The organism is Thauera sp. 28 (assembly GCF_000310145.2).
GTDB classification, from domain to species: Bacteria; Pseudomonadota; Gammaproteobacteria; order Burkholderiales; family Rhodocyclaceae; genus Thauera; species Thauera mechernichensis.
Map to the genome: position 1 here is coordinate 13,309 of NZ_AMXA01000026.1, position 26,074 is coordinate 39,382.

At 66.8% G+C, this 26,074-nt stretch carries 26 protein-coding genes; 17 read left to right on the forward strand and 9 right to left on the reverse strand.

Annotated features, from left to right (window positions below):
* Positions 1-477 precede the first annotated feature (477 nt).
* From C662_RS15310 to C662_RS15320, 3 genes are read left to right on the forward strand one after another with little or no spacing between them, the layout of a single operon-like run.
* A complete protein-coding gene (locus tag C662_RS15310; protein WP_002931075.1) occupies positions 478-1,350 on the forward strand; it encodes a hypothetical protein in 873 nt (290 codons plus the stop codon).
* A 14-nt stretch (positions 1,351-1,364) separates the two neighbouring features.
* Positions 1,365-2,159 carry a hypothetical protein gene (locus tag C662_RS15315; protein ID WP_002931076.1) on the forward strand — a complete coding sequence of 265 codons (795 nt, stop codon included), beginning with the start codon at positions 1,365-1,367 and terminating at the stop codon, positions 2,157-2,159.
* A 1-nt stretch (position 2,160) separates the two neighbouring features.
* The gene (locus tag C662_RS15320; protein ID WP_002931077.1) at positions 2,161-3,096 is read left to right on the forward strand and encodes a mechanosensitive ion channel family protein; all 936 of its coding nucleotides are present in this window, start codon (positions 2,161-2,163) and stop codon (positions 3,094-3,096) included.
* A 33-nt stretch (positions 3,097-3,129) separates the two neighbouring features.
* Here the strand turns inward: C662_RS15320 and C662_RS15325 are convergent, their stop codons facing one another.
* From C662_RS15325 to C662_RS15335, 3 genes are read right to left on the reverse strand one after another with little or no spacing between them, the layout of a single operon-like run.
* Positions 3,130-4,026 carry a DMT family transporter gene (locus C662_RS15325; protein WP_002931079.1) on the reverse strand — a complete coding sequence of 299 codons (897 nt, stop codon included), beginning with the start codon at positions 4,024-4,026 and terminating at the stop codon, positions 3,130-3,132.
* Positions 4,023-4,565 carry a response regulator transcription factor gene (locus C662_RS15330; RefSeq protein WP_002931081.1) on the reverse strand — a complete coding sequence of 181 codons (543 nt, stop codon included), beginning with the start codon at positions 4,563-4,565 and terminating at the stop codon, positions 4,023-4,025. The genes C662_RS15325 and C662_RS15330 overlap by 4 nt, the downstream gene beginning before the upstream one ends.
* Positions 4,562-5,872, reverse strand: a complete 1,311-nt coding sequence (locus C662_RS15335) for an ATP-binding protein (RefSeq protein WP_002931083.1) — start codon at positions 5,870-5,872, stop codon at positions 4,562-4,564. The genes C662_RS15330 and C662_RS15335 overlap by 4 nt, the downstream gene beginning before the upstream one ends.
* A gap of 227 nt (positions 5,873-6,099) precedes the next feature.
* Between C662_RS15335 and nosZ the strand changes: the two genes are divergently transcribed.
* The 10 genes from nosZ (at position 6,100) to C662_RS15385 (ending at position 15,851) form a co-directional block, all read left to right on the forward strand.
* The gene (nosZ, locus tag C662_RS15340; protein ID WP_002931085.1) at positions 6,100-8,049 is read left to right on the forward strand and encodes a TAT-dependent nitrous-oxide reductase; all 1,950 of its coding nucleotides are present in this window, start codon (positions 6,100-6,102) and stop codon (positions 8,047-8,049) included.
* A gap of 162 nt (positions 8,050-8,211) precedes the next feature.
* Positions 8,212-10,395, forward strand: a complete 2,184-nt coding sequence (locus C662_RS15345) for a NosR/NirI family protein (protein ID WP_002931090.1) — start codon at positions 8,212-8,214, stop codon at positions 10,393-10,395.
* Positions 10,396-10,412: 17 nt separating this feature from the next.
* Positions 10,413-10,835 carry a hypothetical protein gene (locus tag C662_RS15350; RefSeq protein ID WP_002931094.1) on the forward strand — a complete coding sequence of 141 codons (423 nt, stop codon included), beginning with the start codon at positions 10,413-10,415 and terminating at the stop codon, positions 10,833-10,835.
* A gap of 113 nt (positions 10,836-10,948) precedes the next feature.
* A complete protein-coding gene (locus C662_RS15355; protein ID WP_002931097.1) occupies positions 10,949-12,244 on the forward strand; it encodes a nitrous oxide reductase family maturation protein NosD in 1,296 nt (431 codons plus the stop codon).
* Positions 12,216-13,163: an ABC transporter ATP-binding protein gene (locus tag C662_RS15360; RefSeq protein WP_002931098.1), complete on the forward strand. Its 948-nt coding sequence runs from the start codon at positions 12,216-12,218 to the stop codon at positions 13,161-13,163. Before C662_RS15355 ends, C662_RS15360 begins: the two co-directional genes overlap by 29 nt.
* 10 nt (positions 13,164-13,173) lie before the next feature.
* Positions 13,174-13,989, forward strand: a complete 816-nt coding sequence (locus C662_RS15365; protein ID WP_002931099.1) for an ABC transporter permease — start codon at positions 13,174-13,176, stop codon at positions 13,987-13,989.
* Positions 13,990-14,027: 38 nt separating this feature from the next.
* Positions 14,028-14,570 carry a nitrous oxide reductase accessory protein NosL gene (locus C662_RS15370; RefSeq protein ID WP_002931100.1) on the forward strand — a complete coding sequence of 181 codons (543 nt, stop codon included), beginning with the start codon at positions 14,028-14,030 and terminating at the stop codon, positions 14,568-14,570.
* Between the two features lie 14 nt (positions 14,571-14,584).
* Complete coding sequence (locus C662_RS15375) at positions 14,585-14,857, forward strand: hypothetical protein (protein WP_002931103.1); 273 nt, start codon at positions 14,585-14,587, stop codon at positions 14,855-14,857.
* Positions 14,854-15,219: a hypothetical protein gene (locus C662_RS15380; protein WP_002931104.1), complete on the forward strand. Its 366-nt coding sequence runs from the start codon at positions 14,854-14,856 to the stop codon at positions 15,217-15,219. Before C662_RS15375 ends, C662_RS15380 begins: the two co-directional genes overlap by 4 nt.
* Positions 15,216-15,851: a nitrous oxide reductase accessory protein NosL gene (locus C662_RS15385; RefSeq protein WP_002931105.1), complete on the forward strand. Its 636-nt coding sequence runs from the start codon at positions 15,216-15,218 to the stop codon at positions 15,849-15,851. Before C662_RS15380 ends, C662_RS15385 begins: the two co-directional genes overlap by 4 nt.
* A 20-nt stretch (positions 15,852-15,871) precedes the next feature.
* On the opposite strand, the gene C662_RS15390 is transcribed toward C662_RS15385, so the two are convergent.
* Positions 15,872-17,413, reverse strand: a complete 1,542-nt coding sequence (locus tag C662_RS15390; RefSeq protein WP_232433292.1) for a sensor domain-containing diguanylate cyclase — start codon at positions 17,411-17,413, stop codon at positions 15,872-15,874.
* A 19-nt stretch (positions 17,414-17,432) separates the two neighbouring features.
* Complete coding sequence (locus C662_RS15395; protein WP_002931108.1) at positions 17,433-17,837, reverse strand: c-type cytochrome; 405 nt, start codon at positions 17,835-17,837, stop codon at positions 17,433-17,435.
* 221 nt (positions 17,838-18,058) lie between these two features.
* On the opposite strand from C662_RS15395, the gene gluQRS reads away from it, so the two are divergent.
* The gene (gene gluQRS / locus C662_RS15400) at positions 18,059-18,970 is read left to right on the forward strand and encodes a tRNA glutamyl-Q(34) synthetase GluQRS (RefSeq protein ID WP_083485773.1); all 912 of its coding nucleotides are present in this window, start codon (positions 18,059-18,061) and stop codon (positions 18,968-18,970) included.
* Between the two features lie 62 nt (positions 18,971-19,032).
* On the opposite strand, the gene clsB is transcribed toward gluQRS, so the two are convergent.
* Genes clsB through C662_RS15420 form a run of 4 tightly spaced genes read right to left on the reverse strand, consistent with a single transcriptional unit; the run spans position 19,033 to position 22,568 of the window.
* Positions 19,033-20,187 (reverse strand): cardiolipin synthase ClsB, encoded by a 1,155-nt coding sequence (gene clsB, locus C662_RS15405; protein WP_002931110.1) that lies wholly within the window; start codon positions 20,185-20,187, stop codon positions 19,033-19,035.
* A complete protein-coding gene (locus tag C662_RS15410; RefSeq protein ID WP_002931111.1) occupies positions 20,187-20,936 on the reverse strand; it encodes an endonuclease/exonuclease/phosphatase family protein in 750 nt (249 codons plus the stop codon). The genes clsB and C662_RS15410 overlap by 1 nt, the downstream gene beginning before the upstream one ends.
* 25 nt (positions 20,937-20,961) lie before the next feature.
* Complete coding sequence (nadA, locus tag C662_RS15415) at positions 20,962-22,062, reverse strand: quinolinate synthase NadA (protein ID WP_002931115.1); 1,101 nt, start codon at positions 22,060-22,062, stop codon at positions 20,962-20,964.
* Positions 22,063-22,115: 53 nt separating this feature from the next.
* The gene (locus C662_RS15420; protein WP_037982547.1) at positions 22,116-22,568 is read right to left on the reverse strand and encodes a rhodanese-like domain-containing protein; all 453 of its coding nucleotides are present in this window, start codon (positions 22,566-22,568) and stop codon (positions 22,116-22,118) included.
* 96 nt (positions 22,569-22,664) lie between these two features.
* Between C662_RS15420 and C662_RS15425 the strand changes: the two genes are divergently transcribed.
* The 3 genes from C662_RS15425 (at position 22,665) to C662_RS15435 (ending at position 26,074) form a co-directional block, all read left to right on the forward strand.
* A complete protein-coding gene (locus tag C662_RS15425) occupies positions 22,665-23,822 on the forward strand; it encodes a cation diffusion facilitator family transporter (RefSeq protein WP_002931117.1) in 1,158 nt (385 codons plus the stop codon).
* Positions 23,823-24,040: 218 nt separating this feature from the next.
* Complete coding sequence (gene glnA, locus C662_RS15430) at positions 24,041-25,450, forward strand: type I glutamate--ammonia ligase (protein WP_002931126.1); 1,410 nt, start codon at positions 24,041-24,043, stop codon at positions 25,448-25,450.
* Positions 25,451-25,588: 138 nt separating this feature from the next.
* Positions 25,589-26,074, forward strand: a complete 486-nt coding sequence (locus tag C662_RS15435; protein WP_002931128.1) for a DUF4124 domain-containing protein — start codon at positions 25,589-25,591, stop codon at positions 26,072-26,074.

Genomic DNA, 26,074 nt, shown 5'->3' on the forward strand with positions numbered 1-26,074 from the left:
CTGCATGACGCGCCCCCGCAGCCGGCCACACGTCCCCCGTTGTAGCCTACAATAAGGCGATAGTCAGCAATCGCCCGCCACATGAACATGTCTGCTCACCACCGCCTCACCCGCTGCCGCGCGCCAGTCCGTGCGGGTGGGCGTGCGCGCGCGCGCAGCATGATGTCGCCGCTGCGCGATCTCGCGACCCAGCTCGCGTTCAAGGTTACAGGGTCTCCCGCCGTGCTTTCCCAGGCCGTGCGGGGCCAGTACCGGGGCTAAGCCCCACCCCCGCACGGCACCTTGCCCGGGACGCGCATGACGCGCCTCCCGATCAACGTGCAGCCGCTGCGAGCACCTGTCCAGTCCCCCGCTCCCAGACCGCCCAGGCGGTCAGGCCCCGGTCCATCCGGGCCACCCCGGTCATCGACGCCCCCATCGGCTGCACCCCAGGATGCCGCGCCTTGGCGCGGCCAGGCGATGCACGAGGGTGATGCAATGGTTCTCACACGCAGTTTCGTCAGGGCGAAGCGGCCCTGCACAGACGGTTTTCGCTGGTTCGTCCGCCAGTTCGGCGACGGCGCCAACTATCAGGACATGCTCGACGAGATGGTGGCTGCCGGCCGCGTCGGCGACGCCTGCTGGCTGCTCGAGCAGTTCGGCCCCACCGATGAGGTCCGCGTGCTCGACGCGATCGAGGCCGAGGCAATCGTATTCGCCGGTACGCTCGAGGTGCGCGGCGGCGTCGATGTCGAAGGCATCGTGCGTGTCGGACGCTCGCTGCATGCCGGTGCCGGGGTACGCGCCGGCGGCGAGCTGCGCATCGGTGCCGACCTGCGCATAGAGGGCAGCATCCGCGCCGAAGCCGGGCTGCGCGTAGGGGGCGACCTACGCGCGGGCTGGGGCGTGGACTGCGCCGGCGAGCTGCGCTGCGACGGTGAGGTGCGCATCGGCTGGGATCTGCGCTGCGCCGGCCGCGTGCGGATTGCAGGGAACGCCTTCATCGGCCTCGATCTTGAAGGCGACGAAGGCGTACGCTGCACCAAAAGCCTGCAGGCAGGCGGCGACATCCGCGTCGCGCACACGCTGCGCGCTGGCCAGGGCATCGCCGCTGGCGGCTCGATCGAGGTCGGCATGCACCTGGAGGCCGGTTGGGGCATCAAGGCCGGCAAGTTGATTGGTGCCGCCGGGGCCATCCGTGCCGGCGAGAGCCTGAACGCGGGCGAAGCCATCCGCGCTGGCACGGGCTACGGCGTTTTTGCCGGTCTCGACGTACAGATGGAGGCCTGGGAGAGCAGTGCGCGGGTAAGCGCCCCGCAGCGCCCGGAGGGCCTGATGAGCGGCTGGTGGGCCGGTCCGGCACCGTGCTGAGGGGAGGACGACGAATGAACGCAATCGCCCTTTGCCGCCGCTCGCTCGGCCACCTGCACACCCCACCCTCGCACCGCAGCAGCTTCTCGCCGCGCTCGGCGCTGGCCTTTCCGCAGCCGCCGCCCACGCGCACCGCCTGGGACGCCGTGCTGTCACTGGCGTGGCGCCTGCTCGCGCTCCACCGCACACTTCCGCCCCAAATCCGCCCACCGCGCCTCGAGCTGCGCATCGACGTCAACCCGCCCGACGAAGACATCGAGGCCGAGCTCTCTTCCCTCTACCGCCGCCTGCACACGCCGGGCGACGCCATGAACGCCTGCGCGCGCCTGGCCGCGTTGCAGCCGGGCCTGATCTTCCATCACCGCGAGGCCGACGGCGAACACTATGTGTATGTCGAGGACCCGAGCCGCGGCTGCCTCGCCGGCTACACCGTGTTCAACCGCCTGATCGAGGTCGACCGCCGCACCGATCGCCACGTGCGCTCGCCGCATTCCAAGTACGCCCCTGCCTATCAGGGTCGGGGCATCGCCAGCACCGTTTACGCCTGGGCACTGGGCCGCGGCCTGTGCCTGGTCAGCGGCGCGCGCCAGTCCGAGGGGGCACATGCCCTGTGGCGCGCGCTGGCGCGCCGCCATCCGCTGCGCTGGGTCAGCCTGCAGGCCAAGCGCATGCACGACCTCGGCAGCGAGGCGCCGGCCGCCCGCGCCGCCGCGCTCGACACCCGCATGCTGCTGCTGGGCGAGGGCTGGAGCCTGCCCCAACTGCACGCGCACCAACTGCTGCACCCGGCCGCCCCGGGGAGCCGCTGAGATGAAGACTCCCGACGCGCCGAGCGCCATCCCCTCCTGGCTGCGCGCCGCGGCCGCGCTTGCTCTGCTGGTGTTGGTCGCAGCCCTGGCCGAGCCCCTGTTCCAGCGCCTGCCCGCCGCCCATCCGCTGCAGGGCTGGCGCGAACCCGTGCGCAATGCGGCCCTCGCCCTCGCCCTGCTGTTCGGCGCCCACCTGCTGCATGCGCTGGTGAGCACTCGGCTGTCGCAGCGCCGCAAGGGGCAGCGGCCGGTGCCCAAGGTCCTGCTCGACCTGTTCCGGGTCCTCCTCTTCGCCGCGGCCACCCTTCTGGCGCTGTCACTGCTGCTGCGCCAGGGCCTGTCTGGCCTGCTGACCGGCTCGGGCCTGGTGCTGGCGGTGCTGGGCTTCGCCATCCGCAACGTGGTCGCGGACACCTTGTCGGGCATTGCGCTCGGCATCGAGGCGCCGTTTCGCATGGGCGACTGGGTGCGGATCGAGACCCTGGCGCAGGGACGGGTGCAGGAGATCGGCTGGCGCACCACCCGCCTCGTCACGCGCGACAGCACCTACGTGATCCTGCCCAACAGCCAGATCTCGCGCCAGCGCATCACCAATTTCAGCGCGCCGCGCAAGGAGTACCGCGACCATGTCGAGCTCACCCTGCCGGTGGACCTGCCGGTGGCCGAGGCCAGGGAGCTGATCCGCGTGGCGCTGGACGGCGCCCACAGCCTGGTGGACGGCAAGCCGCCCGAGGTACAGGTGGTGCAGTACGGCCCCCAGGGCATCAGCTACCGGGTGAAGTACTGGGTGCCTCAGCACGACCGCGAGCCCATGTGTCGCGACGAGGTGTTCAGCCTGATCGATCTCGCCCTACGGGAACGGGGCGTGCGCTTCGAGCGTACGCCGGCGGCGGCGCCTTGTGCACTGCGCGGCACGATGCGGGACGAAACGCTGTGAGGCGCGGCCCGGCCGCGGGCGCGTGCTGCCCCTTCAGCCCAGACTGCGCAGCAAATCCCTGACCCAGCGCCAGCGGCTCAGCACCAGCGCCGAGAAGATCAACGCGCAGCCGAGGAACTGTTGCGCGCTCATCGTCTCGCCGAACCACCACGCCGCCACCAGCGCGGTCCACATCGGCTCGAGCATCAGGATCACCGCCGCGTGGCTGGCGCTGGTCAGGCTCTGGCCGCGCAGCTGGACGAAGAAGCGCAGTGTGGTGGCGAGGATGGCGCTGGCGAGCAGCCAGCCCACGACCGGGGCGGCGACCGTTTCCGGCCAGCGCTCCAGCAGCAGCGACAGCGGCAGCATCAACACCGCGACCATCAGCACCTGCACCGCGCTCAGCGCCAGCGGCGGCACGTTGCGCACGATGCGGCTGTTGAGCGTGAACAACACAGCAAACACCAGCGCGGCGCCGAGGAAGAACCACTGCCCGGGCTCGAAGCGGAAGCCCTGCTCGAGCGACAGGCAGGCAAAGCCCAGCAGCGCGAGCGGCATCGCCCCCCAGGTGATGCGCGGCGGGCGCTCGCCGAACAGCAGCCAGCCGATCAGCGGCACCATGACGATGCCAAGGCTGGAGATGAAGGCGCCTTCGCCGATGTGGGTGGCGTGCTCCAGGCCAGTGATCCACAGCGCCATCGCCGCGGCGAACAGCGCGCCGACGATCAGGGCGCCCCTGAGGCCCGCCGCCGTGAGGCGGCGCAGCTGTGGCCAGGCGAAGGCGAGCAGCACCACGCCGGCCAGCAGAAAGCGCAGGCTGACGAATTGCAGCGGCGCCAGCCCGGCGAGCGCCTCCTTGGAAAAGATCCAGCCGGCAGCAGCCAGCAGCGTGGTCGCCAGCAGCCACAGGTCGGCCTTCAGAGTGTGGGCGGGGGGCGTCACCGCGCTCACACGCCGCCCGGCGGACGTGCGAGCTTGCGCTGCAGCGTGCGCCGGTGCATCTGCAGCGCCCTCGCTGTCGCCGAGATGTTGCCCTCGTGTTCGGCGAGCACGCGCTGGATATGCTCCCACTCCAGGCGATCGACCGACATCGGCGCGCCCGGCGCGTGATCGTCGATGATCACATCCTCGGCGCGCAGCGCCTTGATGATGGCATCGACCTCGGCTGGCTTGGCGAGGTACTGCACCGCACCGAGCTTGACGGCATCGACCGCGGTGGCGATGCTCGCGTAGCCGGTCAACACCAGGATGCGCACCCCCGGACTGGCATCGAGCAAGGGGCGGATGAGCTTGAGGCCGGATTCGCCACCGATATTGAGGTCGAGCACGATGAACTCGGGGGTATGGTCCCCGGCAAGCTCGAGCGCCCCTTCGCTGTCGGTGGCGCCATAGGTATCAAAGCCGCGCTGAGCAAGCGCGCGTACCAGCACCCTGTTGAAGGCGGGGTCGTCATCGACGACGAGCAGGGTGGGCGCATTGTCGGCAATCATTGCACTGCAGCCTGGGACGGAATCATCAAGCGCGCAATGGTGCCACCGCCGGGCCGCGGACGGAACTCCAGCCGACCGCCATGGTGCTCGACCGCGGCGTGGGCGAGCATCAATCCCACCCCCATGCCCTGGGCATGAGCCCCGAGCGGCGCCCGGCGCGCAGCATCGATGCGCGCAGCGGACAGGCCCGGCCCGCGGTCGGCGACCTCGATGCACGCCAGCCCGGCGCTTGCGCTGATCGACACCTCGATCGCGCCGGCTACATCGGCCGCGACAACGGCGCCGGCTGTGGCGCACATGTGCTGATTGGCGTTGGCCGCATTATCGATGAGGTTGTGCAAGGCTTCGCCGAGCGAGGCATCGGCGACGATGCTGCCACCCTCGCCCTGCACCTGGACCGCGACGCCGGGACGCAGTTGCCGCCAGCGCGCCGCCACCTGGTCCACCCAGACGCGCACTTCTACGGCGCCACCGCCTTCCGCGCGCTGCTGCCCAGCCTCGCGGGTGAGACTGTTGAGGATGTCGCGACAGTGGTCGACCTGCTCGCGCACGAGCTCCAGATCGTCGCGCACCTCGGCATCAAGGTCCGTGCGCCGAGCCAGTTCGCCGGCAAGGATGCGCATCGTGCCCAACGGCGTCCCGAGCCGGTGCGCCGCGCCAGCGGCGAGCTTGCCCAGGCCGACCACGTAGGCGTCGCGCGCACGCGCTGCGTTGGCTTCGGCCAACTCGGCCTCGCGGCGGGCGAGTTCGGCATTGAGGCGGGCGATGAACCACACCACCGTCACCGCCGCGAATACGAAGCTGATCCACATGCCGGCCAGGTGCCACTGCATGGCGAGCCCGCTGTCAGTGAGGCGCACCGGCTCGTGAAAGCGCCACAGGAAGGAATAGACCCCGACTGCCAGCACAGCCAGCGCCCAGCCCTGGGCAGCCGGCAGGATGGATGCGCCAATCGCCACCACCGGCAGCAGCAATGAGATCGCCGGGTTGGCGACACCGCCGGTGAAATACAGGAAGGCGCCCCAGGCGACAAGATCCACCGTCAGCTGCAGGAAGGCGCCCCAGCGCCCCACCAGCCAGCGCGCCGCATCCGCCAGCAAGGCCAGATTGACCGCCAGCAGTGCGAACGTCACGCCCGCCAGCGGCGCCAACGGCTGTGCTGGCACCAGCCATGGAAACACCACAAAGCTCATCGCAGCCATCGCCGCCAGCGACACCCAGCGCAACTGCAGCAAGCGCGCCCGGTTCGTGCGCACTGCGCTCAAGCCTGACGTTTCGACCCGCCCCCTTTCCACCTCCATGCGCATGCCATTCACTCCGGTTATGGATATCCCTTTTCACGTCAGGGGCACGTCCCTGTCTTTGCGGTACATCAAGGTTTATGCCATGGCTGCTTCATAGAATGACCCTGCGACAAAACGTCACAGGACAAATTGTCACAGGCAGGCCGCACAGCCAACCCGGCGCGAGGGGCGCAGGGCGCAGTGATTGACTGGATGCCGGCGATCTTATGTGAATACGGGAGCGACGAACCATGCAAGAAACCAAGATGAACACGGTCGAGGCGATGCCCGATCCTAGCCGCCGCAAGTTCCTGAACACCGCCGCCTTCGCAGGCCTGGCGGGTGCAGGCCTGTCGGTCGGCTTGTCCGCCTGCAACAAGGAGTCCGCTCCCGCAGCCGGCGCACCGGCCGCCGCTGGCGCACCTGTCGCCGCAGCCAAGGCCGCCTACAACGATCCGCACCTGAAGCCGGGCGAACTCGACACCTACTACGGCCTGTGGTCGGGCGGCCACACTGGCGACTTCCGCGTGCTCGGCCTGCCTTCCGGGCGCGAACTGCACCGAGTGCCCTGCTTCGTGCCGGACGCGCTGGTGGGCTGGGGCCACACCAACGAATCCAAGAAGATCATGGGCACCAAGGCCGACGGCAGCCTGCGCTACACCGTCGGTGACACCCACCACACCCATGCCTCCTACAAGGACGGCAACTACGACGGCCGCTACGCCTGGATCAACGACAAGATCAACAGCCGCATCGCCCGTATCCGCCTCGACTACTTCGTCTGCGACAAGATCACCGAACTGCCCAACGTGCAGGGCTTCCACGGCATCTTCCCGGACAAGCGCGACCCGGTGGACCCGGCGGTCAACTACACCACCCGCGTGTTCTGCGGCGCCGAGTTCCATATTCCGCTGCCGAACGACGGCCGCGACGTCGACAGCCCGGAGAAGTACCGGACGCTGTTCTCCTGCGTTGACGCCGAGACCATGGAAGTGCGCTGGCAAGCGCTGATCGACGGCAACTGCGACCTCGTCGCCACGTCCTTCGACGGCAAGCTCGCCGCAACCAACCAGTACAACACTGAAGGCGGCTACCACTACGAGGGCATGATGTCGGCCGAGCGCGACGCCTGCCTGTTTTTCAACATTGCCCGTATCGAGCAGGCAGTGAAGGATGGCAAATACACCACTTACGGCACGTCCCGCGTGCCGGTGGTCGACGCCACCAGAGCCGCCAACACCGACCCGAAGACCGCGCTGGTGTGCTCCGTCTCCGTGCCGAAGAACCCGCACGGCGTGAATGCCAGCCCGGACGCCAAGTACTTCATCTGCGCCGGCAAGCTGTCGCCGACCGCCACCGTCATCGAACTGTCCAAGGTGCTGGACTGGTTCGACGGCAAGCTGGACGACGAAGACAAGGCCATCGTGGCCGAAGTCGAGCTCGGCCTCGGCCCCCTGCACACCGCTTTCGATGGCCGCGGCAACGCCTACACCACGCTGTTCCTGGACAGCCAGATCGTCAAGTGGAACGTGGACGCCGCCATCAAGTTCCACAGCGGCGACAAGAGCGCTCAGTACGTGGTCGACCGCCTGGACGTGCATTACCAGCCCGGCCACATCAACGCGTCGCAGTCCGAAACCATGTTCGCCGACGGCAAGTGGCTGTGCGTGGGCTGCAAGTTCTCCAAGGACCGCTTCCTGCCCGTCGGCCCTCTGCACGCCGAGACCGAGCAGTTTGTCGACATCTCCGGCGAGAAGATGGTGCTGGTGGCGGACCACCCTGTCCGTCCCGAACCGCACGACTTCATCATCTTCAAGCGTGAGCTGCTGCAGCCCAAGCAGGTCTATGACATCAACGAGTTCCCGCTCGCAGTCAAGGACCCGAAGGAAGCCGGCGTCTTCCGCGACGGCAACAAGGTGACGGTGAAGATCACCTCGCTGGCACCGGCCTTCGAGCCGCGCGAGTTCAAGCTGCAACTCGGCGACGAGGTCACGATCATCCTGACCAACCTCGACAAGATCGAGGATCTGACGCATGGCTTCGCGATCCCGAAGTACAACGTCAACTTCATCGTCAATCCGCAGGAGACGGCCTCGGTGACCTTCATCGCCGACAAGCCCGGCGTGTTCTGGTGCTACTGCACCCATTTCTGCCACGCCCTGCACCTCGAGATGCGCTCGCGGATGATCGTCGAGGCATAACGCAAAGCAGTATCCAGGCAGGAAGACACAAGGGGCGAAAGCCCCTTGTGTCTTTTGATGGAGCGTCATTTCGCCCATCAAAAAATTAGAATTTGATAATAAACAAGGCAGGCGGCGGCGGGCCTCAATAGACTCTCCGCCAGCTTTCAACCGGAGCGCATCATGAACCCGTTCTCCGCCCTGCGCAGCGCCACCATGGGTGCTTTGCTGGCCGTCGCCACCCTGCTCGGCAGCCCGCCGTCATTCGCCCAGACCGCATACGAAGCCCCGCTGCCCGCCCAGATCAACACCGACCCCGACCTCTGCGCGCATGTTGCCTGTACCGAGGTGCTGCCGACCGCCAGCAGCTTCTCCCACCGCATGGGCAAGCCGACCTACGTCGAGGGCTACCGTGACGACGCGGGCCAACGCAAGCTCGTGGGCTATGTGTTCCTGTCGACCGACATCGTGGATATCCCCGCGTACTCCGGCAAGCCCGTGATCACACTGATCGGCATGGATACTGACGGCATCATTACCGGGACCAAGATCCTGCGCCACAGCGAACCCATCCTGCTGCTGGGCATTCCCGAGAGCGTGCTGACGAAGTTCGTCAACCAGTACCTGGGCAAGTTCGTCGGCGACAAGATCGAGATCGGCAAGGCGCGCAACGAGGAAGGCTACATCGGCCTCGATGCGATCACCGGCGCCACCGTCACGGTGATCGCTCAGAACCAGGTGGTGATGCGCTCGGGCGTGGCGATCGCACGCCAGGTCGGCATCCTGAAGGTCGAACCACGGCCGGCGATCCGCTATTCGGCCATCGACGAGCGTCTGAGCTGGGAGCAGCTGCTCAAGGACGGCAGCGTACGCCGCCTGACCGTGAAGTCCGAACAACTGGGCATGCCACGCACCGCTGAGCCTTATGTGGACATGTTCTTTGGCCACCTGAACACGCCCTCGGTCGGCAAGAGCATCCTCGGCGAGAGCGGCTACACCAGCCTGATGTCGCGCCTGAAGGACAACGAGCACGCGATCTTCATCATCTCCAACGGCTACGACTCGTTCAAGGGCTCGGGTTTCGTACGCGGCGGCATCTATGACCGCGTGCAGGTGAGCCAGGACATGGACGCCTACACATTCCGCGACCTCGACTACCTCAACCTTTGGGGTGTGCAGGCGCCCGGCGCCCCGAGCTACAAGGAGTCGGCGATCTTCATCATCCGCGACCCGGGTTTTGCAGCAGCCTACCCGTGGAGCCTGGTCTTCCTCGGCAACAAGCTCGACCGCAACACCGGCCACCGCGACTTCGTCAGCTTCGACAGCGAATACTGGGTGCCTGCGAAGTACATGGAGGGCGGCCGGCCCAAGGTCGTCAAGCCCGATGCCCCCTGGGTGCGCGTATGGAAGATGCGCACGGTCGAGATCGTACTGTTCTCCATCCTGCTCGTCGGCGTCGCCGCCGTGTATGCGATGCGCGACCGTCTGACCCGCCTGTCCACACGCAAGAACAAGTGGCCGGTCGATGGCTTCAAGTACGCGGCCTGGCTCATCAGCATTTTCTTCGTCGGCTTCTACCTGCTTGCGCAGCCCTCGATCACCCAGGTGCTGACCTGGTTCCACGCCTTGCTGTTCCAGTGGAAGTGGGAGCTGTTCCTGACCGACCCCTTCATCTTCCTGTTCTGGATCTTCATCATCGTTACCGTGTTCCTGTGGGGACGCGGCCTGTTCTGCGGCTGGCTGTGCCCCTTCGGCTCGCTGTCCGAGCTGCTGTACAAGGTGGGCGCCAAGCTCGGCCTCAAGCGCTTCCAGTTCATGCTGCCGATGAAGTGGCACAACCGCCTGAAGTGGGTGAAGTACTTCGTGTTCTTCGGCCTGCTTGCGGTGTCCATGCTGTCGATGGGTCTGGCCGAGAAGCTGGCCGAGGTCGAGCCCTTCAAGACCACCTTCCTCGTCGGCCTGTTCAGCCGCAGCTGGCCCTACACCCTGTTCGCTGCGGGTCTGCTCGGGCTGTCGATCTTCACCGAGCGGCCGTTCTGCAAGTACCTGTGCCCGCTCGGCGCAGCGCTCGCCATGCCTTCGACCTTCCGCTGGTTCGGCCTCAAGCGCAAGCAGGAATGCGACTCGTGCAAGGCCTGCGCCGTGGGCTGCGGATCGCTGGCGATCGATGACAAGGGCCGCATCGACCACCGCGAGTGCATGCTCTGCCTCGACTGCATGGTGATGTACACCGACGAGCACGCCTGCCCCCCCCTGGCCCAGGAGCGCAAGCGCCGCACCAAGGCCGGCCTGGCACTCACCCCCATCGGCGCCGACGGCTACTACATTCCGATCAAGCCGGTGGCTGCAGCCACCCCTAAAGCCTGAACCAGGAGGACACGAGAATGGTCGATCCGCGCATCCTGACCGAAGCCGTCCACCCACCCTACGAGGACAAGGGAGCAACCCGCCTGCTGGCCGAGGCCTGGGACCACATCTGGCCGTGGAGCCGCAGCGGCTTCGAGCGCCAACGCGCCGTGCAGGCGGCGGGGCTGGCTATTGCGGTGGCCGCCACGGTGGCCTGGGTACTGGCCGCAATGGGCAACCTGACACCTGGCGCCATCATCGGCTGGTGGTTCGGCTGGAGTGTCTTCGAGGTCGTGGTGCGCATGGGCGCCAAGCCCTACGTGAAGGACGGCCCCTGGTGGGGCCGGCGCTACCGCAAGGCCAGCCCGATGGACATGGTGTGCTACGTCGGCTTCAAGAACCTGCTGGTCGGCGCTGTGCTCTTCATCGGCCTCAAGAGCCTCGGCCTGATCGTGATCTGAGCGCAGCCCGGCAACGGGCTGGTTGAAAAAAGGCGGAGCGCTGCTTCACCCAGATCAAGGCAGCATGCGGCACTTCGTCGCACACTGGCGCCAGCCTCGCCACAGAGCAGACAATGCCCCACCCCCTCTTGCCCTTTCGCTTTGCCGTATCCATCGCCTTCGTCGTCCTGCTCGCCGCCGGGATCCTGCCGGCCCACGCGGCGACCTGGCGGGTGCAGGCCGGCGAATCGATCCAGGCCGCAATCGAGCGTGCGGCGGCCGGCGACACCGTGGAAGTCGAGCGCGCACGCTACGTCGAGAACCTGCGCATCGACAAGGCGCTGACCCTGCGTGGGCTCAACCGGCCGACGATCTCGGGAGGGCTGCGCGGCGACACCATCCGCATCACCGCCAGCGACGTCACGATCGAGGGCCTGATCGTGTCGGACTCCGGCGACAGCCTGCGCGAGCAGAACGCCGGCATCTACATCTTTCCCGGCTCGGACCGCGTGGTGGTGCGCAATTGCGACATCACCTACAGCCTGTTCGGGCTGTGGATCGAAAAGGCCAACGACGTCCTGATCGAGGGCAACCTGATCACCGGCAAGCGCGAGTACGCCTCGCCACAGCGCGGCAACGGCATCCAGCTCTACAACACCCGCCGGGCGCGCATCATCCGCAACAACGTCAGCTTCGTGCGCGATGCGCTCTATGTCGATGTGTCGCATGACGCCGAGTTCCGTGACAACAAGCTGCACCACAGTCGCTACGGCACGCATTACATGAATGCCTACGACAACCTGTGGGAGAACAACGAGACCTGGATGAACCGCGGCGGGCTGGCGCTGATGGAAGTGCGCCGCCTGACGGTGCGCAACAACCGCGCCTGGGCCAACTCGGACCACGGCATCATGCTGCGCACCATCCAGGATTCGGTGATCGAGAACAACGTGGTCGCCGGCAACCAGCGCGGCTTCTTCATCTACGACGCCGAATACAACACCCTGCGCGGCAACACCGTGGTCGACAACGTGGTCGGCATCCACCTGTGGGCGGGCTCCAAGAACAACGTGGTCGAACGCAATGACTTCATCTTCAACCGCGAACAGGTGCGCTACGTCGGCGCGCGCGACATGGTCTGGGGCGAACAGGAAGGCAACCACTGGGGCAACTACCTCGGCTGGGACCGTGACGGCGACGGCATCGGCGACGTGCCCTACGAAGCCAATGACCTCGTCGACCGCCTGACCTGGCGCCATCCGATGATGAAGCTGCTGCTCGGCAGCCCGGCAGTGCAGACCCTGCGCATGGTCGCGCAGCAGTTCCCACTGCTGCGCGCGCAAAGCGTCGTCGATCCGAATCCGCGGATGGAGCCCAACAACCCTGACTGGAGCCAATGGCGTGGCAGACACTTCCCCCGCGCTCAATGAGGCCGGCAAGGCGATGATCGTCGCCCGCGGCGTGCGCAAGCATTTCGGTGCGATCCACGCGGTCGATGGCGTCGACCTCGACATCCGGGGGGGCGAGCTCTTCGGCCTCATCGGCCACAACGGTGCCGGCAAGAGCACCCTGTTCAAGATGATGCTCGGCCTGATCCCGATCACCGCCGGCGAGATCCGCATCGATGGCGCCCCGGTGGGTGCTGGCGGCGGCAGCTTCCGCGCGGTGCGCCGCAAGGTCGGCTACCTGCCCGAGAACGTCGTCCTCTACGACAACCTGACCGGGCTCGAAACCCTCGATTTCTTCGCCCGCCTCAAAGGGGTGTCGCCCGCCGACAACATGCGCGTACTGGAGCGCGTGGGCCTGGTTCACGCCGCCCGCCGACGCGTGCGCGAATACTCGAAAGGCATGCGTCAGCGCCTGGGCTTTGCCCAGGCCTTGCTCGGGCGGCCGCGCATCCTGTTCCTCGACGAACCGACCAACGGCCTCGACCCCGAGGCGATCCGCGGCTTCTATGCCATCCTGCGCCAGCTGCGCAGCGAGGGCGTGACCACCGTCATCACCTCGCACATCCTGGCCGAGATCCAGGAGCGCGTGGACCGGCTGGCCATCATGGCTGCAGGCAAGGTACAGGCCGTCGGCACCGTGGCCGGACTGCGCGAAAGGATGGACCTGCCGCTGTGGTTCGACGTGCGCGTTGCGCCAGCCGATTTCGAAGCAGTGCGCGCGGTGCTCGGCCATCTGCCCGTCGGTGCCGTCGAGGCGCACGACGACCACGTGGCAGTGCAGTGCGCACGCGAATCGAAAATGGCCGTCATCGCCGCGCTGGCCTCGCTCGACGGCAAGGTGCTCGACCTGAGCGTGCGCGAACCTTCGCTCGAAGACGTGTTCTTCGGCTTTTCGGACTGAGAGGCAGGCCATGGAGTTCTCGCAGATCACAACCATCGCCGGCAAGGAATTCTGGGACCGCATCCGCAACCGCTGGGTGCTTGCGGTGGCCCTGGTATTCACCGTGTTCGCGCTGTCGATCGCCTATTTCGGCTCGGCCCAGCAAGGCGCGGTCGGGTTCCGCTCGATCGAGGTCACCATTGCCAGCCTGGTCAGCCTGGTCATCTACCTCATCCCCTTGATCGCGCTCCTGCTCGGCTTCGACGCCATCGTCGGCGAACGCGAGCGCGGCTCGCTCGATCTCCTGCTGTCGATGCCGATCACCCGCTTCGAGCTACTGCTGGGCAAGTACCTCGGCCTGGCCGGCGCGCTCACCTTCTCGACCATCGCCGGCTTCGGTCTGGTCGGGATCGTGCTGTCGGCCCAGCTCGACCTCAACGCGCTGTTCCATTACTTCGGCTTCATGCTCAGCTCGGTCCTGCTGGGCTGCGCCTTCCTGAGTCTGGCAGTGATGCTGTCGGTGTTCGCCAGCGACCGTACCCGCGCCTCAGGCCTCGCGATCGCGCTGTGGTTCTTCTTCGTGCTGATCTTCGACCTGCTGGTGCTGGGCGTGCTGGTGGTGACAGGCGGCCAGTGGGGCGGCGAGGCGCTGCCCTACGTGATGCTGCTCAACCCGGCCGACGTGTTCCGCATCCTCAACATCTTCACGCTGGAAGATGTACGTACGCTCTACGGCCTGGCCACGGTCTTCCCGGCCACCCTCGCCCAGCCCTGGCTGCTGGGCCTGGTGATGGCGGGCTGGATCGCGGCACCGCTGGCCATTGCCGCCTGGCGCTTCAGGCGCTGAGACCCTGCAATACGTTCTGACTGAATGGAGCAATCCTCATGTGCACACATCACGCCTGCCAGAGCCGCCGCCGCTTCCTGATGGCCGCTGCCGGCGCTGGCCTGCTGGCTGCCTGCGGCAGCGGCAGCGAAGGCGGTACCGGCAACCTGGTGCCGCTCGAGATCGATCTCAACTCGAGCTGCGCACTCGACGGCATGCTGCTCGCCGACTATCCCGGCCCGAAGGTGCAGATGCACTACGCAGGGCGCGCCGAGCCCGACTGGTTCTGCGACACCATCGAGATGTTCAGCATCTACCTCAACCCAGAGCAGGCACGCGTCGTCCGCGCCATCTTCGTGCAGGACATGGGCAAGGCCGACTGGGACAGCCCGAAGGGCCATTGGATAGACGCCAAGACGGCGTTCTACGTCTTCGGCTCCAGGCGACTGGGCAGCATGGGCCCCACGGCAGCCTCCTTCTCGATCGAGGCGGAAGCCAAGGCTTTCGCCGACGAACATGGCGGCCGCGTGCTGCGTTTCAACGACGTCACCCCGGACATGGTCGTCCTGGACGGTGGCGCCCTTCATGATCAGCGAATGTAAATAGGCAATAGAACATGGATCCGGTCTACAGCGCCCTCCCTCCCGATGATGCCGCGCATGTGCAGCGGCTCAGCCGACTGATGTACGAAAGCAGGGAAAACTGCCGCGATGTCCTCAATGCCCTTGGCGCCGGCTCGGCGGACGAACTCCTCGCCCGTATCGCGCACGCCGAACTGCCCGAACACCCGGCCTACGAGCACTACCTTGCCGCACGCATCCTCGCCGACACGCACGAGATCGCACGCAGCGAAGTCGCACGCATCCTGAAGGAGGCCAACGCACAATGAGCCTGCATCCGCACCTTGCCTCGGTGCTCGCCACCGAGCGCGCCGACTGTTTCGCCGCGCAGCCCCGCCTCACCCAGGACGCCATGCTGCTCGAGCTGGCGAACGGCGTCGAGATCACCGTCCGCTACGCCGCCCAGGACGCCTACTCCGTGCGCTGGCGCTGCCCGGACGGCAAGGAGCTTGGCATCGATACCGCGCCGACCCATCCCGGCCTGGCCACTACACCCAACCACCTGCATCTGGCCGAGGGCCTGGTGGTCGCCGACCCGCTCACCCGCACCGGGGACACGGCCGAGGACAACCTGCTGCGCATCATCGATGCCCTGATGCAGGACCCGCTCCTCGCCAGCGAGCGCGCATGACGACGCTGAACGGTCGCCGCCGCACCCTGCTGGCCGGCGGCGCCTTGCTTGCCGCGGGGCTAGCGGGCGCCCTGTTCTGGCGCCACGGCACGCGCGCAGGCACCGATTTCGAACCGCCCTTCGAGGACATCTGCATCGTTCCGCCGACGCGGGTGTCGACGCCACACCCATACGACCCGGCCTCAGGCCTGGCCATGTACGAGGCTCGCCCTGTCCCGGCTGAGGCACGTTGCCCGGTGTGCGGCATGTATCCCGCGCGCTTCCCGCGCTGGGCTGCACAGATCATCTTCACCGACGGCTCGGCGCACTTCTTCGACTCGCCGGTCGATCTGTTCATGTTTTTGGCCGAGCCCGGCCGCTTCGACGCCAGCCACAGCGCGGAGGACGCCGCCGCCCTGTATGTCGCCAACTTCGAGGACGGCAGCTGGCTCGACGCGCGGACGGCGGTGTTCGTGATCGAGGCCCGCGTACGAGGCCCCATGCGCGGCCCGGACCTCCCCGCTTTCGCAAGCACGGCGGCCGCCCAGGCCTTCATCGCCGCACAGGGCGGTCGCGCGCTGCACTTCACGGACATCGACCCTGCCGTCGTCGGCAGCCTGCGCGACGCTAACCACGGTCACCACACGCACTGATCCCCGGCACGGTCCTGCATTCAGTCCAGTAATTCGCCGCTGTCGGGGAAGGCACGTATGACCCGGTTCTTGCCCTGGCGCTTGGCCTCGTAGGCGCCACGATCGGCCCGCGCGACGAAATCGCGTGAACTCTCGCCTGGAACGAAACGCGTAACACCAATGCTGGCGGTGCAATGCACCAGAGCGGGCGCTCCTTCCGGGAGGAAGCTGCTTTCACGAAACAATGCCCGGACCCGCTCTGCGGCAGCGAGCGCCTCTCTCACCCGAGTTTCCGGCAGCAGCACGACGAACTCCTCGCCACCATAACGGAAGGCCTGGTCCGTCCGGCGCAGACAGGCGGTGACGCACTCGGCAAGGCGGATCAAGACCTGATCGCCCTCGACATGCCCCCAGGTGTCGTTGAAAAGCTTGAAATCGTCCACGTCCATCATCATCAGCGACAGCGGATGACGATAACGCTCGGCCCGATCCATTTCCTCGGTCAGTCGCTGCACGAAATGGCGCGCGTTGAAAAGCCCCGTCATGCCATCGGTGATCGACAACAGCCGGAAGCGCTCTTCGCTGCGACGCAGCTCCGCCTCGGCCCGCTTCTGCTCGGTGATGTCCTGCAAGGTCTCGACGGCACCGATGATCTCGCCACGCGCATTGCGCAAGGGCGCAGCCGTGAAGTAAAGCCAGCGCCCGCCATCTCCGAAAGCAGCGAAGAAGTCCTCGGCCTCGTAGGCGCCAGGCAGGGTCGCCGACGGGCGGTACCCCTTGCCCGCATAGTAGCGGTCGATCTCGCTCCCGACCGTGCCATCGACGACAAGATCGGCCAGGCAGGGACGTGCTTCGGTGTAGAAGGCCTTCCAGTGCTCGCCGGTGCCGACGATCTCATTGGCTGGGATACCCGTCAGCTGCGCACAGGCTCGGTTCCAATGCGTCACCTGGTGACTGCCGTCGATGACGAATGTGGGCACCGAGGAGCCATCGACGATCTGCTCCAGGCGCCGGCCCTCGTCGACATACGGCTGCCTGTCACGCGGCCGGGCCCGGACGCGTGCAGCGGACACCACCTCGACCAGACGCCCGCTCCAGTCGCCGCGTTCGTCGCGGACGACGATGTCAACCGCCCCCGCCTTCATCAACGCGATCGCGGTCTCAACCCCGTCGCAGGGACCGATGACGACCACCGGAACAGCGGAATCCTCGGCCACGCGTCGGCATGTCTTCAGCAGTGCCGCGTCGTCATCGCCGACCAACAGCAGCAGGTCGAACCCGGACATGTTGCCGCGCGGCCCGCTGCCATCAAACGCCGGGCGGCACGCCTCAACCTCAGCACAGCCGGCCAGACGCGCAGCGATCGTCGCCGATGCAACGCAGTCGTCGGACACCAGATCAATGAGAAGGATACGCATGGCGCTTTCGCTCTGCCTGGACGCCGATGCACGATATTGCCTCATCGTCAGCGGGCCGACAACGCGTGCGAACGGAGCGGAAGTGCGCTCATGCCATGCGCAAGAAGCAAGAATGGACCCCAGTGGGGTCCATTCTTGCTTCTTGCAGGGCGCGCGCGCGCCCATGCAGCCTGATCGCGCCTGCTTACTTGGACAGCGCGACCATGTAGTCCACGGCGGCCTTGACCTCGTCGTCGGTCAGCGATGCACCACCGCCACGGGCCGGCATCATGCCCTTGGAACCGGTGTAGCCCTCGATGGCGTGCTTGTAGAGGGTCTCGTCGCCCTGGGCGATGCGCGGCTCCCAGTCTGCCTTGTCGCCCGGCTTGGGGGCGCCCGCGACACCCGCCGCATGGCACAGTGCGCAGGTCTTCTTGTACACGCTCTCGCCGGCTGCATTCACGGGTGCGGCAGGCGCCGCCGGAGCAGCGGGTGCGGGAGCGGCGGCTACCGGGGCGGGGGCCGCCGCCGGGGCACCGGAGTCGGAACCGCCACAGGCGGCAAGCACCACCGAGGCGAGCGCGGCAAGGATGAAGGGCTTCTTGATCATGGGGTCTCTCCGATTCGTCATGTTGGGTCACGCGAGCACAGCCTGCGAGTCGTTCGCACACTAACGGCATTCCCGTCATATTGGCTTGATGGCCATCAAATTGGGGCGAGGCCTGCTGGCGCTGCGGCAGATCGACGCAGTGCTATGATCCGCCGCCAAGCGCTTCCCGGATGCACCAGCAACCGGTGCGGGCAGCGCTTAGACAAACCCACACCAAGCGCATGAATTGCACCTCCCGGACCTGTATTGGCCGATTTGCCCCCTCTCCAACCGGTGCCCTGCATTTCGGCTCACTGGTGGCCGCAGTCGGCAGCATGCTGGACGCGCGCGCGCGCGGCGGACGCTGGCTGCTGCGCATCGAGGACGTGGACACGCCACGTGCCGTGCCGGGCGCGGCCGATCGCATCATCACCACGCTGGCGCGCTTCGGCTTCGAATGGGACGGCGACATCGTCTGGCAATCCCGGCGTGGAGAGGCCTACCGCCATGCATTTGATACCTTGGTCGCCGCGGGCATGGCCTATCCCTGCGCCTGTACCCGTCGCGAGCTAGCCAATGCACCGCTTGCCCGCGACGGTTCACGCCGCTATCCAGGCACCTGCCGCGACGGCCTGGGAGCGGGTCGCAGCGCACGCGCCTGGCGGGTACGGGCCGAGGGCGTGATCCGCTTCAACGACCTGGTCCAGGGACCGCAATCGCTCGAGCTCGCGAGTGACGCCGGCGATTACGTCGTGCTGCGTGCGGACGGCCTGTTTGCATACCAGCTCGCCGTGGTCGTGGACGACATTGCGGCGGGCGTCACCCACGTGGTACGCGGCGCAGACCTGTTGGACTCGACCGCACGCCAGATCCACCTGCAGGGACTGCTCGGGGCTCCGCCACCAACTTACGCACACCTGCCGCTTGCGACCAACGCCGCGGGAGAGAAACTCTCGAAACAGACACTGGCGCGTGCGATCGACGACGCCCCCCCCGCCGCGGCGCTGCTCGCTGCACTGCGCTTCCTCGGCCAGGCGCCGCCACCGACGCTGGCGTCCGCGCCCCTCGCGCAGATCTGGGCGTGGGCGCTCGCCCACTGGTCGATCGATGCAGTGCCTCGCTGCCGGAAGGCCGTCGCAACGGCCTTCTTCTGAGCCTCCAGCCAAGCGCAGGAATCGACGCGGACGGACTCCCGGACGACGCTGGTGCGCCACGCTCAGTGCACCCGGCCCAGCCCCGCCAGACCAATCGCAAGACGCACGCACTGGTAGGCCAGCCAGCTCAGACCACGGCGCAGCAAGGGCAGGCGGCGCCAGTCGCTTGCCCTAAGCTCCTGCGCGCCCTCGGCCATCGCAGCCTCCAGGCTGCCGCGCAACTGGCGTGCAAAGCCGACATCATCCACCACCACGTTGGCCTCACGCGCGAGCAACAGGCTGAAGGCGTCGATGTTGCTGGAGCCCACGGTTGCCCAGTGGTCGTCGATCACCGCCACCTTGGCATGCAGGTGACTGCGGTGGTACTCGAACAGGCGCATCCCGCAGGCCAGAAAGTATGGGTAGAGCGCACGCGTGGCGTAAGCCTGCATCGGATGGTCGGCCAGCCCCTGCAGCAGCAGGGTGATGCGCACGCCGCGCGCAGCGGCTTCGGCGAGCGCATGGCGAAAACGGCGGCCCGGAAAGAAGTAGGCGTTGGCGATCACGATGTCCCGCCGCGCGCGTGCGATCGCCTCGAGATAGGCCTCCTCGATCGCACGCCGATGGCGCAGGTTATCGCGCAGCACGAAGGCAGCGCGGATCTCGCCCGCTGGCTCTGTGCGGGCCTCGGCACGCAAGGGGTGGTGCTCGCGACGCTGGAAGCTGGCCCAGGCCACAAGCCGCCACAAGCGATGCGCCGAGGCGAGAATGGGCTCGAGCAGCGGCCCCTCCACCTTCACGGCGTAGTCGTAACGCGGATGCTGTACACCATGCGGCTCGTAGTCATCGATGATGTTGATGCCACCGACGAAGGCCTCGCAGCCATCAATGACGACAAGCTTGCGGTGCAGGCGGCGCAGACGGTGGCGCTGCAGCGAGAAGCGACGCAACTCACGGCGGTAGATCAGCACCTGCACTCCGGCATCGCGCAATCGCGACTCCAGCCCGGCGACGAAGCTGCGCCCGCCAAATCCGTCCACCATCACGCGCACCGCCACGCCACGCGCCGCCGCCCGCGCCAGCGCATCGGCAATGCGCCGCCCGCTGCGGTCGTCCTCGAAGATGTAGCTCTGCACGAAGATCTCGAGCTCCGCACGCTCGATCGCAGCCTCGAGGGCGGGGAAGTACTGTTGCCCGCTCTCCAGCAGCGCCACCGCGTTGCCGGCCAGGAACTGCATCAGCGCTCGGGCTCCAGATCGGCGGTGAGCGCAGCATGGTCGGAGATCTGCGCCCAGGGCGCACCGTAGTGCACCTGCGCCTGGCGCACGCGGAAGCCACGCACATAGATGCGGTCGAGACGGAAGAAGGGCAGCGCACTGGGAAAGCTGCGCGCCGGCCGCCCCCGCCCCGCACCGAAGGCCTCGGTAAGGCCGAGCCTGGAGCCGAGCAGGTCGTCGGCATGATTGCGCCAGTCGTTGAAGTCGCCAGCGATGATGAGCGGCGCATCACCGGGGGCAAGCTGCTCCATGCGCTCGGCCAGCGCCGCCATCTGCCGCCGCCGGCTGCCGGCCATCAGGCCCAGGTGCACGCACACGCAGTGCACCGGCACGTCGAACTGCGGCATCTCGACCTCGCAGTGCAGCAGGCCGCGGCGCTCGAAGCGGTGATCCGATACATCCTGGTTCGCCGTGCTGAGGATGAGGTGGCGGCTGAGGATGGCGTTGCCGTGGTGGCCGTGGTCGTAGACCGCATTGCCGCCATAGGCGGTCTGGTGCCAGGCATCCTCGGCGAGGAACTCGTGCTGGGGCTGCAGCGGCCAGTCAGGATGACGTGCCGGGTGGCCGAGGTGCAGGCCCTGCACCTCCTGCAGGAAGACGAGGTCCACGTCCAGGCTACGCAGGCGCTCCCGCAGTTCATGCACCACCATGCGGCGGTTGAACTGCGAGAAGCCCTTGTGGATGTTGTAGGTGCAGATCCTGAGCGTCATCGCCGCCGCACCCCGTCGGCCTCGATCAGGACACGGCGAGCATGCGGTCGAGCGCAATGCGCGCCAACTCCGCCTCGTGCTCGGGCACCTTGATCTGGTTCACCACCTTGCCCTCGGCAAGGTTCTCCAGCGTCCACGCAAGATGCTGTGGGTCGATGCGCTGCATCGTCGAGCACATGCACACCGTGGGTGCCATGAACTGCACCACCTTGCCCTGGGGCTTCATCTCCTCGGCCAGCCGGCTCACCAGGTTGAGCTCGGTGCCCACCAGCCAGTGGGTATTGGGTGGCGCCTGGGTGATGGTATTGAGGATGAACTCGGTGGAACCGACGTAATCGGACTTCTGGCACACCTCGAGCATGCTCTCCGGGTGGGAGATGACGAAGCCGTCGGGGTGCTTTTCGCGCCAGCGGTCGATATGCACCGGCTGGAACATCTGGTGCACCGAGCAGTGGCCCTTCCACAGCAGGACCTTCGCCTTGCGGATCTGCTCGGGCGTGAGGCCGCCGTACTCGAGGTCGGGATCCCACACCACCATCTCGTCGAGCGGAATGCCCTTCTTGAAACCGGTCCAGCGCCCGAGGTGCTGATCGGGGAAGAACAGCACCTTCTCGCGCTTGGAGAAGGCCCAGTCGAGAATGGTCGGCGCGTTGGTCGAGGTGCACACGATACCGCCGTGCTCACCGCAGAAGGCCTTGAGATCGGCTGCCGAGTTGATGTAGGTGACCGGCGTGATCAGCGCGTCGGGCGTATCGAGCACCTCGGCGAGTTCACGCCAGCAGCGCTCGACCTTGGCCAGGCTCGCCATGTCGGCCATCGAACAGCCGGCCGCGAGGTCGGGCAGGATGGCAACCTGGCTGGGCTTGGACAGAATGTCGGCCACCTCGGCCATGAAGTGCACACCACAGAAGACGATGAACTCGGCGTCGGTCTGCGAGGCCAGGCGGGCGAGCTTGAGCGAGTCGCCGGTGAGGTCGGCGTGCTGGTAGACGTCAGCGCGCTGGTAGTGGTGGCAGAGCAGCACCGCCCGCTCGCCAAGCCGGGCGCGGGCGGCGCGGATGCGCGCCTGCGCCTCGTCGTCGGCGAGCACGTTGAAGCGGTCGAAGCTGATGGTTGCAACTTGCATGATGCGGGTCCGGGTCCTTGCGAGAGGTTCGAGGCCTGGGGCGCTGCGCGCCCTCAGCCCTGCTGCCAGGGCAGGTTGGCGTGACGCCAGCCGCCGATGTTGTTGCGCTGCCCACTGGCATCGCGATCACCCTCGAAACCCTCGAGGATGTTGTAGCAGTTGCCATACCCCGCCACCGACGCGGCCTTGGCTGCGGAGTCCGAGCGTGCACCGGAGCGGCACAGGAACATGACCAGCGCCTCCGGGTCGACCTGATGCTTGAGCTGGGTCATGAAGTGCGGGTTATCCTGCATCGAGGGGTAGGTCTTCCACTCGATCTCGACCGCTCCGGGCACACGCCCAACCCAGTCGAGCTCGGCACGGGTACGCACGTCCACGAGTCGCGCCCCCGGGGCAAGCTGCATGACCTGCCACGCCTCGGCGGGCGTGAGCGCACCCTGGTAGGGCACGCCCAGGTTCTCCGCACGCTCGCGTGCAAGCGTCAGCAAATCAGAGAGGGTTCCCATGCGATCATCCGTCCACAGTCGAAAGTCGGCGAAGTATAGCGCGTCCTCCATGCCATGAAGCCTCACGGCCCCGCCCCCCATACTCAGCTGCCGCCGATGCGGCATCAACCGCCCGCGGCCGATCAGGCCCGCAGCCGTGGCATCCGGCGTGCAACCCTGATCGCCATCGTCACCAACGCCAGCCTGGCCATCAGCCAGGTGGTGGTTGGCCTGTTCGCGAACGCCTTCAGCCTGGTTGCCGATGCGGCTCACACGCTATCGGACCTCGTCACCGACCTGATGGTTCTGATCGCCGGTCAGCAGAGCGCGCATCCGGCCGACCTCGACCACCCCTACGGCCATGGCCGCATCGAGACGGTAACGACCATGGTACTGGGCGTCGTGCTCGCGACAGTGGGCATCGGCTTCCTGTGGAGCTCGGGCCTGCGCCTGCAGGATATTGAAGCCCTGCCCGCACTGCACCCTGCAGCACTGCTGATGGCGCTGCTTACCCTGGCCGCCAAGGAGGGCCTGTTCCGCTACACGCTCGCAGCCGGGCGCAGGCTCAAGGCGCCGATGCTGGAAGCCAACGCTTGGCACGCACGCTCGGACGCCGCGTCGTCACTGGTCGTCGCCGCAGGCATTGGCGGCAGCCTGGCGGGCTACCCCTTCCTCGAACCACTGGCCGCCGCGGTGGTGGGCTTCCTGATCCTGCATATGGGAATCAGGCTCGCACTCAAGGCGGTGCGCGAACTGATCGACACCGGCCTGCCCGCCGAGGAGCTTGCACGCCTGCGCCGCACCATCGAGGACACCCCCGGCGTGATCGGCCTGCACGACATGCGTACGCGGCGCATGGCGGACCGCGTGCTGTGCGACGCGCACGTCCAGGTCAGCCCTCACATCACCGTGTCGGAGGGCCATCGCATCTCGGACGCGGTCTATTTCCGGGTGCGCGACGCCCACCCCGAAGTCCGCGACGTACTGGTGCATATCGACCCCGAGGACGACACCGACCTGCAGGTGGTGCCTGCCGGCCCGGTTCCCGAGCGCGCCGAAGTGCTCGCCGACGTCCGCCTGTTGCTCGGACCGGATGTCCCGCAGCCAAAGCGTGTCCAGATTCACTACCTGGGCCAGCGCCTCGAGGTGGAGCTCTTCCTGCCCCCAGCCCTGGACCAGGGGCAAGTTACAGCCATCCGCAACCGTGTGGACGCGTGGCTCGAAGAGCACCCGCACTACCGCGCAATCAGGCTGCTCCAGGAGATTGCACCATAATGGTGCATTCAATCCATATGATGCACCATTATGGTGCCAACCTCTTGAGGAATGGGCACCGCTTTCGAGCACTTGCCCTTGTGGCACAATGACTCGCCAGCCCGCTAGCGCCTGGCACGCTTAGTGCTTATACGCCTCACACGAATCCGGCGCATCGATCTCGTACCGCTGCTCCACCCGCTCAACGCAAAGACCGCCTCATCTCACCAGGAGTGAAAATGAACGCCCAAGACGTCATGAAAATGATTCAGGAAAACGAAGTGCGCTTCGTGGACCTGCGCTTTACCGACACCCGCGGCAAGGAACAGCACGTCGGCCTGCCGGTTTCGGCCTTCGAAGAAGAGCACTTCGAGCACGGCCACCCGTTCGACGGCTCGTCGATCGCCGGCTGGAAGGGCATCCAGGCTTCCGACATGGTTCTGATGCCCGAGCCTTCGTCGGCCTACATCGACCCCTTCTTCGATGAAACCACGCTGGTCATCACCTGCGACGTCATCGAGCCGTCGGACGGCAAGGGTTACGACCGCGATCCGCGCTCGATCGCCAAGCGCGCCGAGGCCTACCTGAAGAGCACCGGCATCGGCGACACCGCCTTCTTCGGCCCCGAACCCGAGTTCTTCATCTTCGACGCCGTCGAGTGGTCAGTCGACATGTCGGGCGTGTACAGCAAGATCATCTCGGAAGAGGCCGCCTGGTCCACCGCCGACAAGTTCGAAGGCGGCAACACCGGCCACCGTCCGCGCGTCAAGGGCGGCTACTTCCCGGTACCCCCGGTCGACAGCCTCAACGACGTGCGCGCCGCCATGTGCCTCGCGCTCGAGGCCTGCGGCGTGCCGGTCGAAGTGCACCACCACGAAGTGGCCAACGCCGGCCAGTGCGAGATCGGCACCAAGTTCAGCACGCTGACCAAGCGCGCCGACTGGACCCAGGTGCTCAAGTACATCGTGCACAACGTCGCACACCAGTACGGCAAGACCGCCACCTTCATGCCCAAGCCCATCGTCGGTGACAACGGCTCCGGCATGCACGTGCACCAGTCGATCTGGAAGGATGGCCAGAACCTGTTCGCGGGCAACGGCTACGCCGGCCTGTCCGAGACCGCGCTGTACTACATCGGCGGCATCATCAAGCACGCCCGCGCGCTCAACGCCATCACCAACCCGGGCACCAACTCGTACAAGCGCCTGGTGCCGCACTACGAAGCACCGACCAAGCTGGCCTACTCGGCCCGCAACCGTTCGGCTTCGATCCGCATCCCCTACGTCGCCAACCCGAAGGGCCGCCGTATCGAAGCGCGCTTCCCGGACCCCCTGGCCAACCCCTACCTGTGCTTCGCCGCACTGATGATGGCGGGCCTGGACGGCATCCAGAACAAGATCCACCCGGGCGATCCGGCCGACAAGAACCTGTACGACCTGCCGCCGGAAGAAGACGCGCTGATCCCGACCGTGTGCACCAGCCTCGAACAGGCGCTGGAGTACCTGGACAAGGACCGCGAGTTCCTGACCCGTGGCGGCGTGTTCTCCAATGACTTCATCGACGCCTACATCGCGCTGAAGATGGAAGAGGTGGACCGCATGCGCATCACCACCCACCCGGTGGAGTTCGACATGTACTACAGCCTGTAAGCCGAGCGCTACGGGACATCACGAAAGGGACGGGCATTGCCCGTCCCTTTTTTCTGGGGTCTAATCCAGGCTCGTCCCGCACGGTTTCGGGCCGGGCTGCGCCACTGCGCAGCCGCACTCCACCCCGGCAAAAAGCGCATGCGAACGTCAACACTCCTGCCTCTGGCACTGCTCGTACTCCTGCCATCTGCCGCCCAGGCGGACATCTTCAAGTGCACCGACGCCGACGGCCGCATCACCTATACCAATGACCGCAGCCTCGGGCGCGGCTGCGTACGCCTTGAGTCGGACCTGCCGGTGTCTTCGGTCCCGGCGCCAGTTCGCCGCCCGGCGGCAACGCCCCCCCAAGGCAGCTCCAGTCCTGGCGCCTTTCCGCGCGTCAGTCCCGCCGACCAGCGCAGCCGAGACGACGCACGCCGCGAGGTGCTGAGCAACGAACTCGCGGGCGAGGAGTCCGCACTTGCCGAGGCCGAGAAGGCGCTTGCCGAGCAGGAGTCGATCCGCCATGGCGACGAGCGCAACTACCAGAAGGTGCTGGACCGGCTGCAGCCGTTCAAGGACAAGGTGGAACTGCACAAGCGCAACATCGAGGCACTACGTCGGGAGATCTCTGGCCTGCGGTAG

Excerpts from the sequence above, each read along its gene's own strand:
- C662_RS15335 (WP_002931083.1), bottom strand. The coding sequence starts at position 5,872 with ATGCGCATGGAGGTGGAAAGGGGGCGGGTCGAAACGTCAGGCTTGAGC.
- C662_RS15425 (WP_002931117.1), top strand. The coding sequence starts at position 22,665 with ATGCGGCATCAACCGCCCGCGGCCGATCAGGCCCGCAGCCGTGGCATC.
- clsB (WP_002931110.1), bottom strand. The coding sequence starts at position 20,187 with ATGCAGTTCCTGGCCGGCAACGCGGTGGCGCTGCTGGAGAGCGGGCAA.
- C662_RS15385 (WP_002931105.1), top strand. The coding sequence starts at position 15,216 with ATGACGACGCTGAACGGTCGCCGCCGCACCCTGCTGGCCGGCGGCGCC.
- gluQRS (WP_083485773.1), top strand. The coding sequence starts at position 18,059 with ATGAATTGCACCTCCCGGACCTGTATTGGCCGATTTGCCCCCTCTCCA.
- C662_RS15410 (WP_002931111.1), bottom strand. The coding sequence starts at position 20,936 with ATGACGCTCAGGATCTGCACCTACAACATCCACAAGGGCTTCTCGCAG.
- C662_RS15345 (WP_002931090.1), top strand. The coding sequence starts at position 8,212 with ATGAACCCGTTCTCCGCCCTGCGCAGCGCCACCATGGGTGCTTTGCTG.
- C662_RS15350 (WP_002931094.1), top strand. The coding sequence starts at position 10,413 with ATGGTCGATCCGCGCATCCTGACCGAAGCCGTCCACCCACCCTACGAG.
- nadA (WP_002931115.1), bottom strand. The coding sequence starts at position 22,062 with ATGCAAGTTGCAACCATCAGCTTCGACCGCTTCAACGTGCTCGCCGAC.
- C662_RS15310 (WP_002931075.1), top strand. The coding sequence starts at position 478 with ATGGTTCTCACACGCAGTTTCGTCAGGGCGAAGCGGCCCTGCACAGAC.
- C662_RS15370 (WP_002931100.1), top strand. The coding sequence starts at position 14,028 with ATGTGCACACATCACGCCTGCCAGAGCCGCCGCCGCTTCCTGATGGCC.
- C662_RS15380 (WP_002931104.1), top strand. The coding sequence starts at position 14,854 with ATGAGCCTGCATCCGCACCTTGCCTCGGTGCTCGCCACCGAGCGCGCC.
- C662_RS15435 (WP_002931128.1), top strand. The coding sequence starts at position 25,589 with ATGCGAACGTCAACACTCCTGCCTCTGGCACTGCTCGTACTCCTGCCA.
- C662_RS15330 (WP_002931081.1), bottom strand. The coding sequence starts at position 4,565 with ATGATTGCCGACAATGCGCCCACCCTGCTCGTCGTCGATGACGACCCC.
- C662_RS15375 (WP_002931103.1), top strand. The coding sequence starts at position 14,585 with ATGGATCCGGTCTACAGCGCCCTCCCTCCCGATGATGCCGCGCATGTG.
- C662_RS15365 (WP_002931099.1), top strand. The coding sequence starts at position 13,174 with ATGGAGTTCTCGCAGATCACAACCATCGCCGGCAAGGAATTCTGGGAC.
- C662_RS15395 (WP_002931108.1), bottom strand. The coding sequence starts at position 17,837 with ATGATCAAGAAGCCCTTCATCCTTGCCGCGCTCGCCTCGGTGGTGCTT.
- nosZ (WP_002931085.1), top strand. The coding sequence starts at position 6,100 with ATGCAAGAAACCAAGATGAACACGGTCGAGGCGATGCCCGATCCTAGC.
- C662_RS15320 (WP_002931077.1), top strand. The coding sequence starts at position 2,161 with ATGAAGACTCCCGACGCGCCGAGCGCCATCCCCTCCTGGCTGCGCGCC.
- glnA (WP_002931126.1), top strand. The coding sequence starts at position 24,041 with ATGAACGCCCAAGACGTCATGAAAATGATTCAGGAAAACGAAGTGCGC.
- C662_RS15315 (WP_002931076.1), top strand. The coding sequence starts at position 1,365 with ATGAACGCAATCGCCCTTTGCCGCCGCTCGCTCGGCCACCTGCACACC.
- C662_RS15420 (WP_037982547.1), bottom strand. The coding sequence starts at position 22,568 with ATGGGAACCCTCTCTGATTTGCTGACGCTTGCACGCGAGCGTGCGGAG.
- C662_RS15355 (WP_002931097.1), top strand. The coding sequence starts at position 10,949 with ATGCCCCACCCCCTCTTGCCCTTTCGCTTTGCCGTATCCATCGCCTTC.
- C662_RS15390 (WP_232433292.1), bottom strand. The coding sequence starts at position 17,413 with ATGGGCGCGCGCGCGCCCTGCAAGAAGCAAGAATGGACCCCACTGGGG.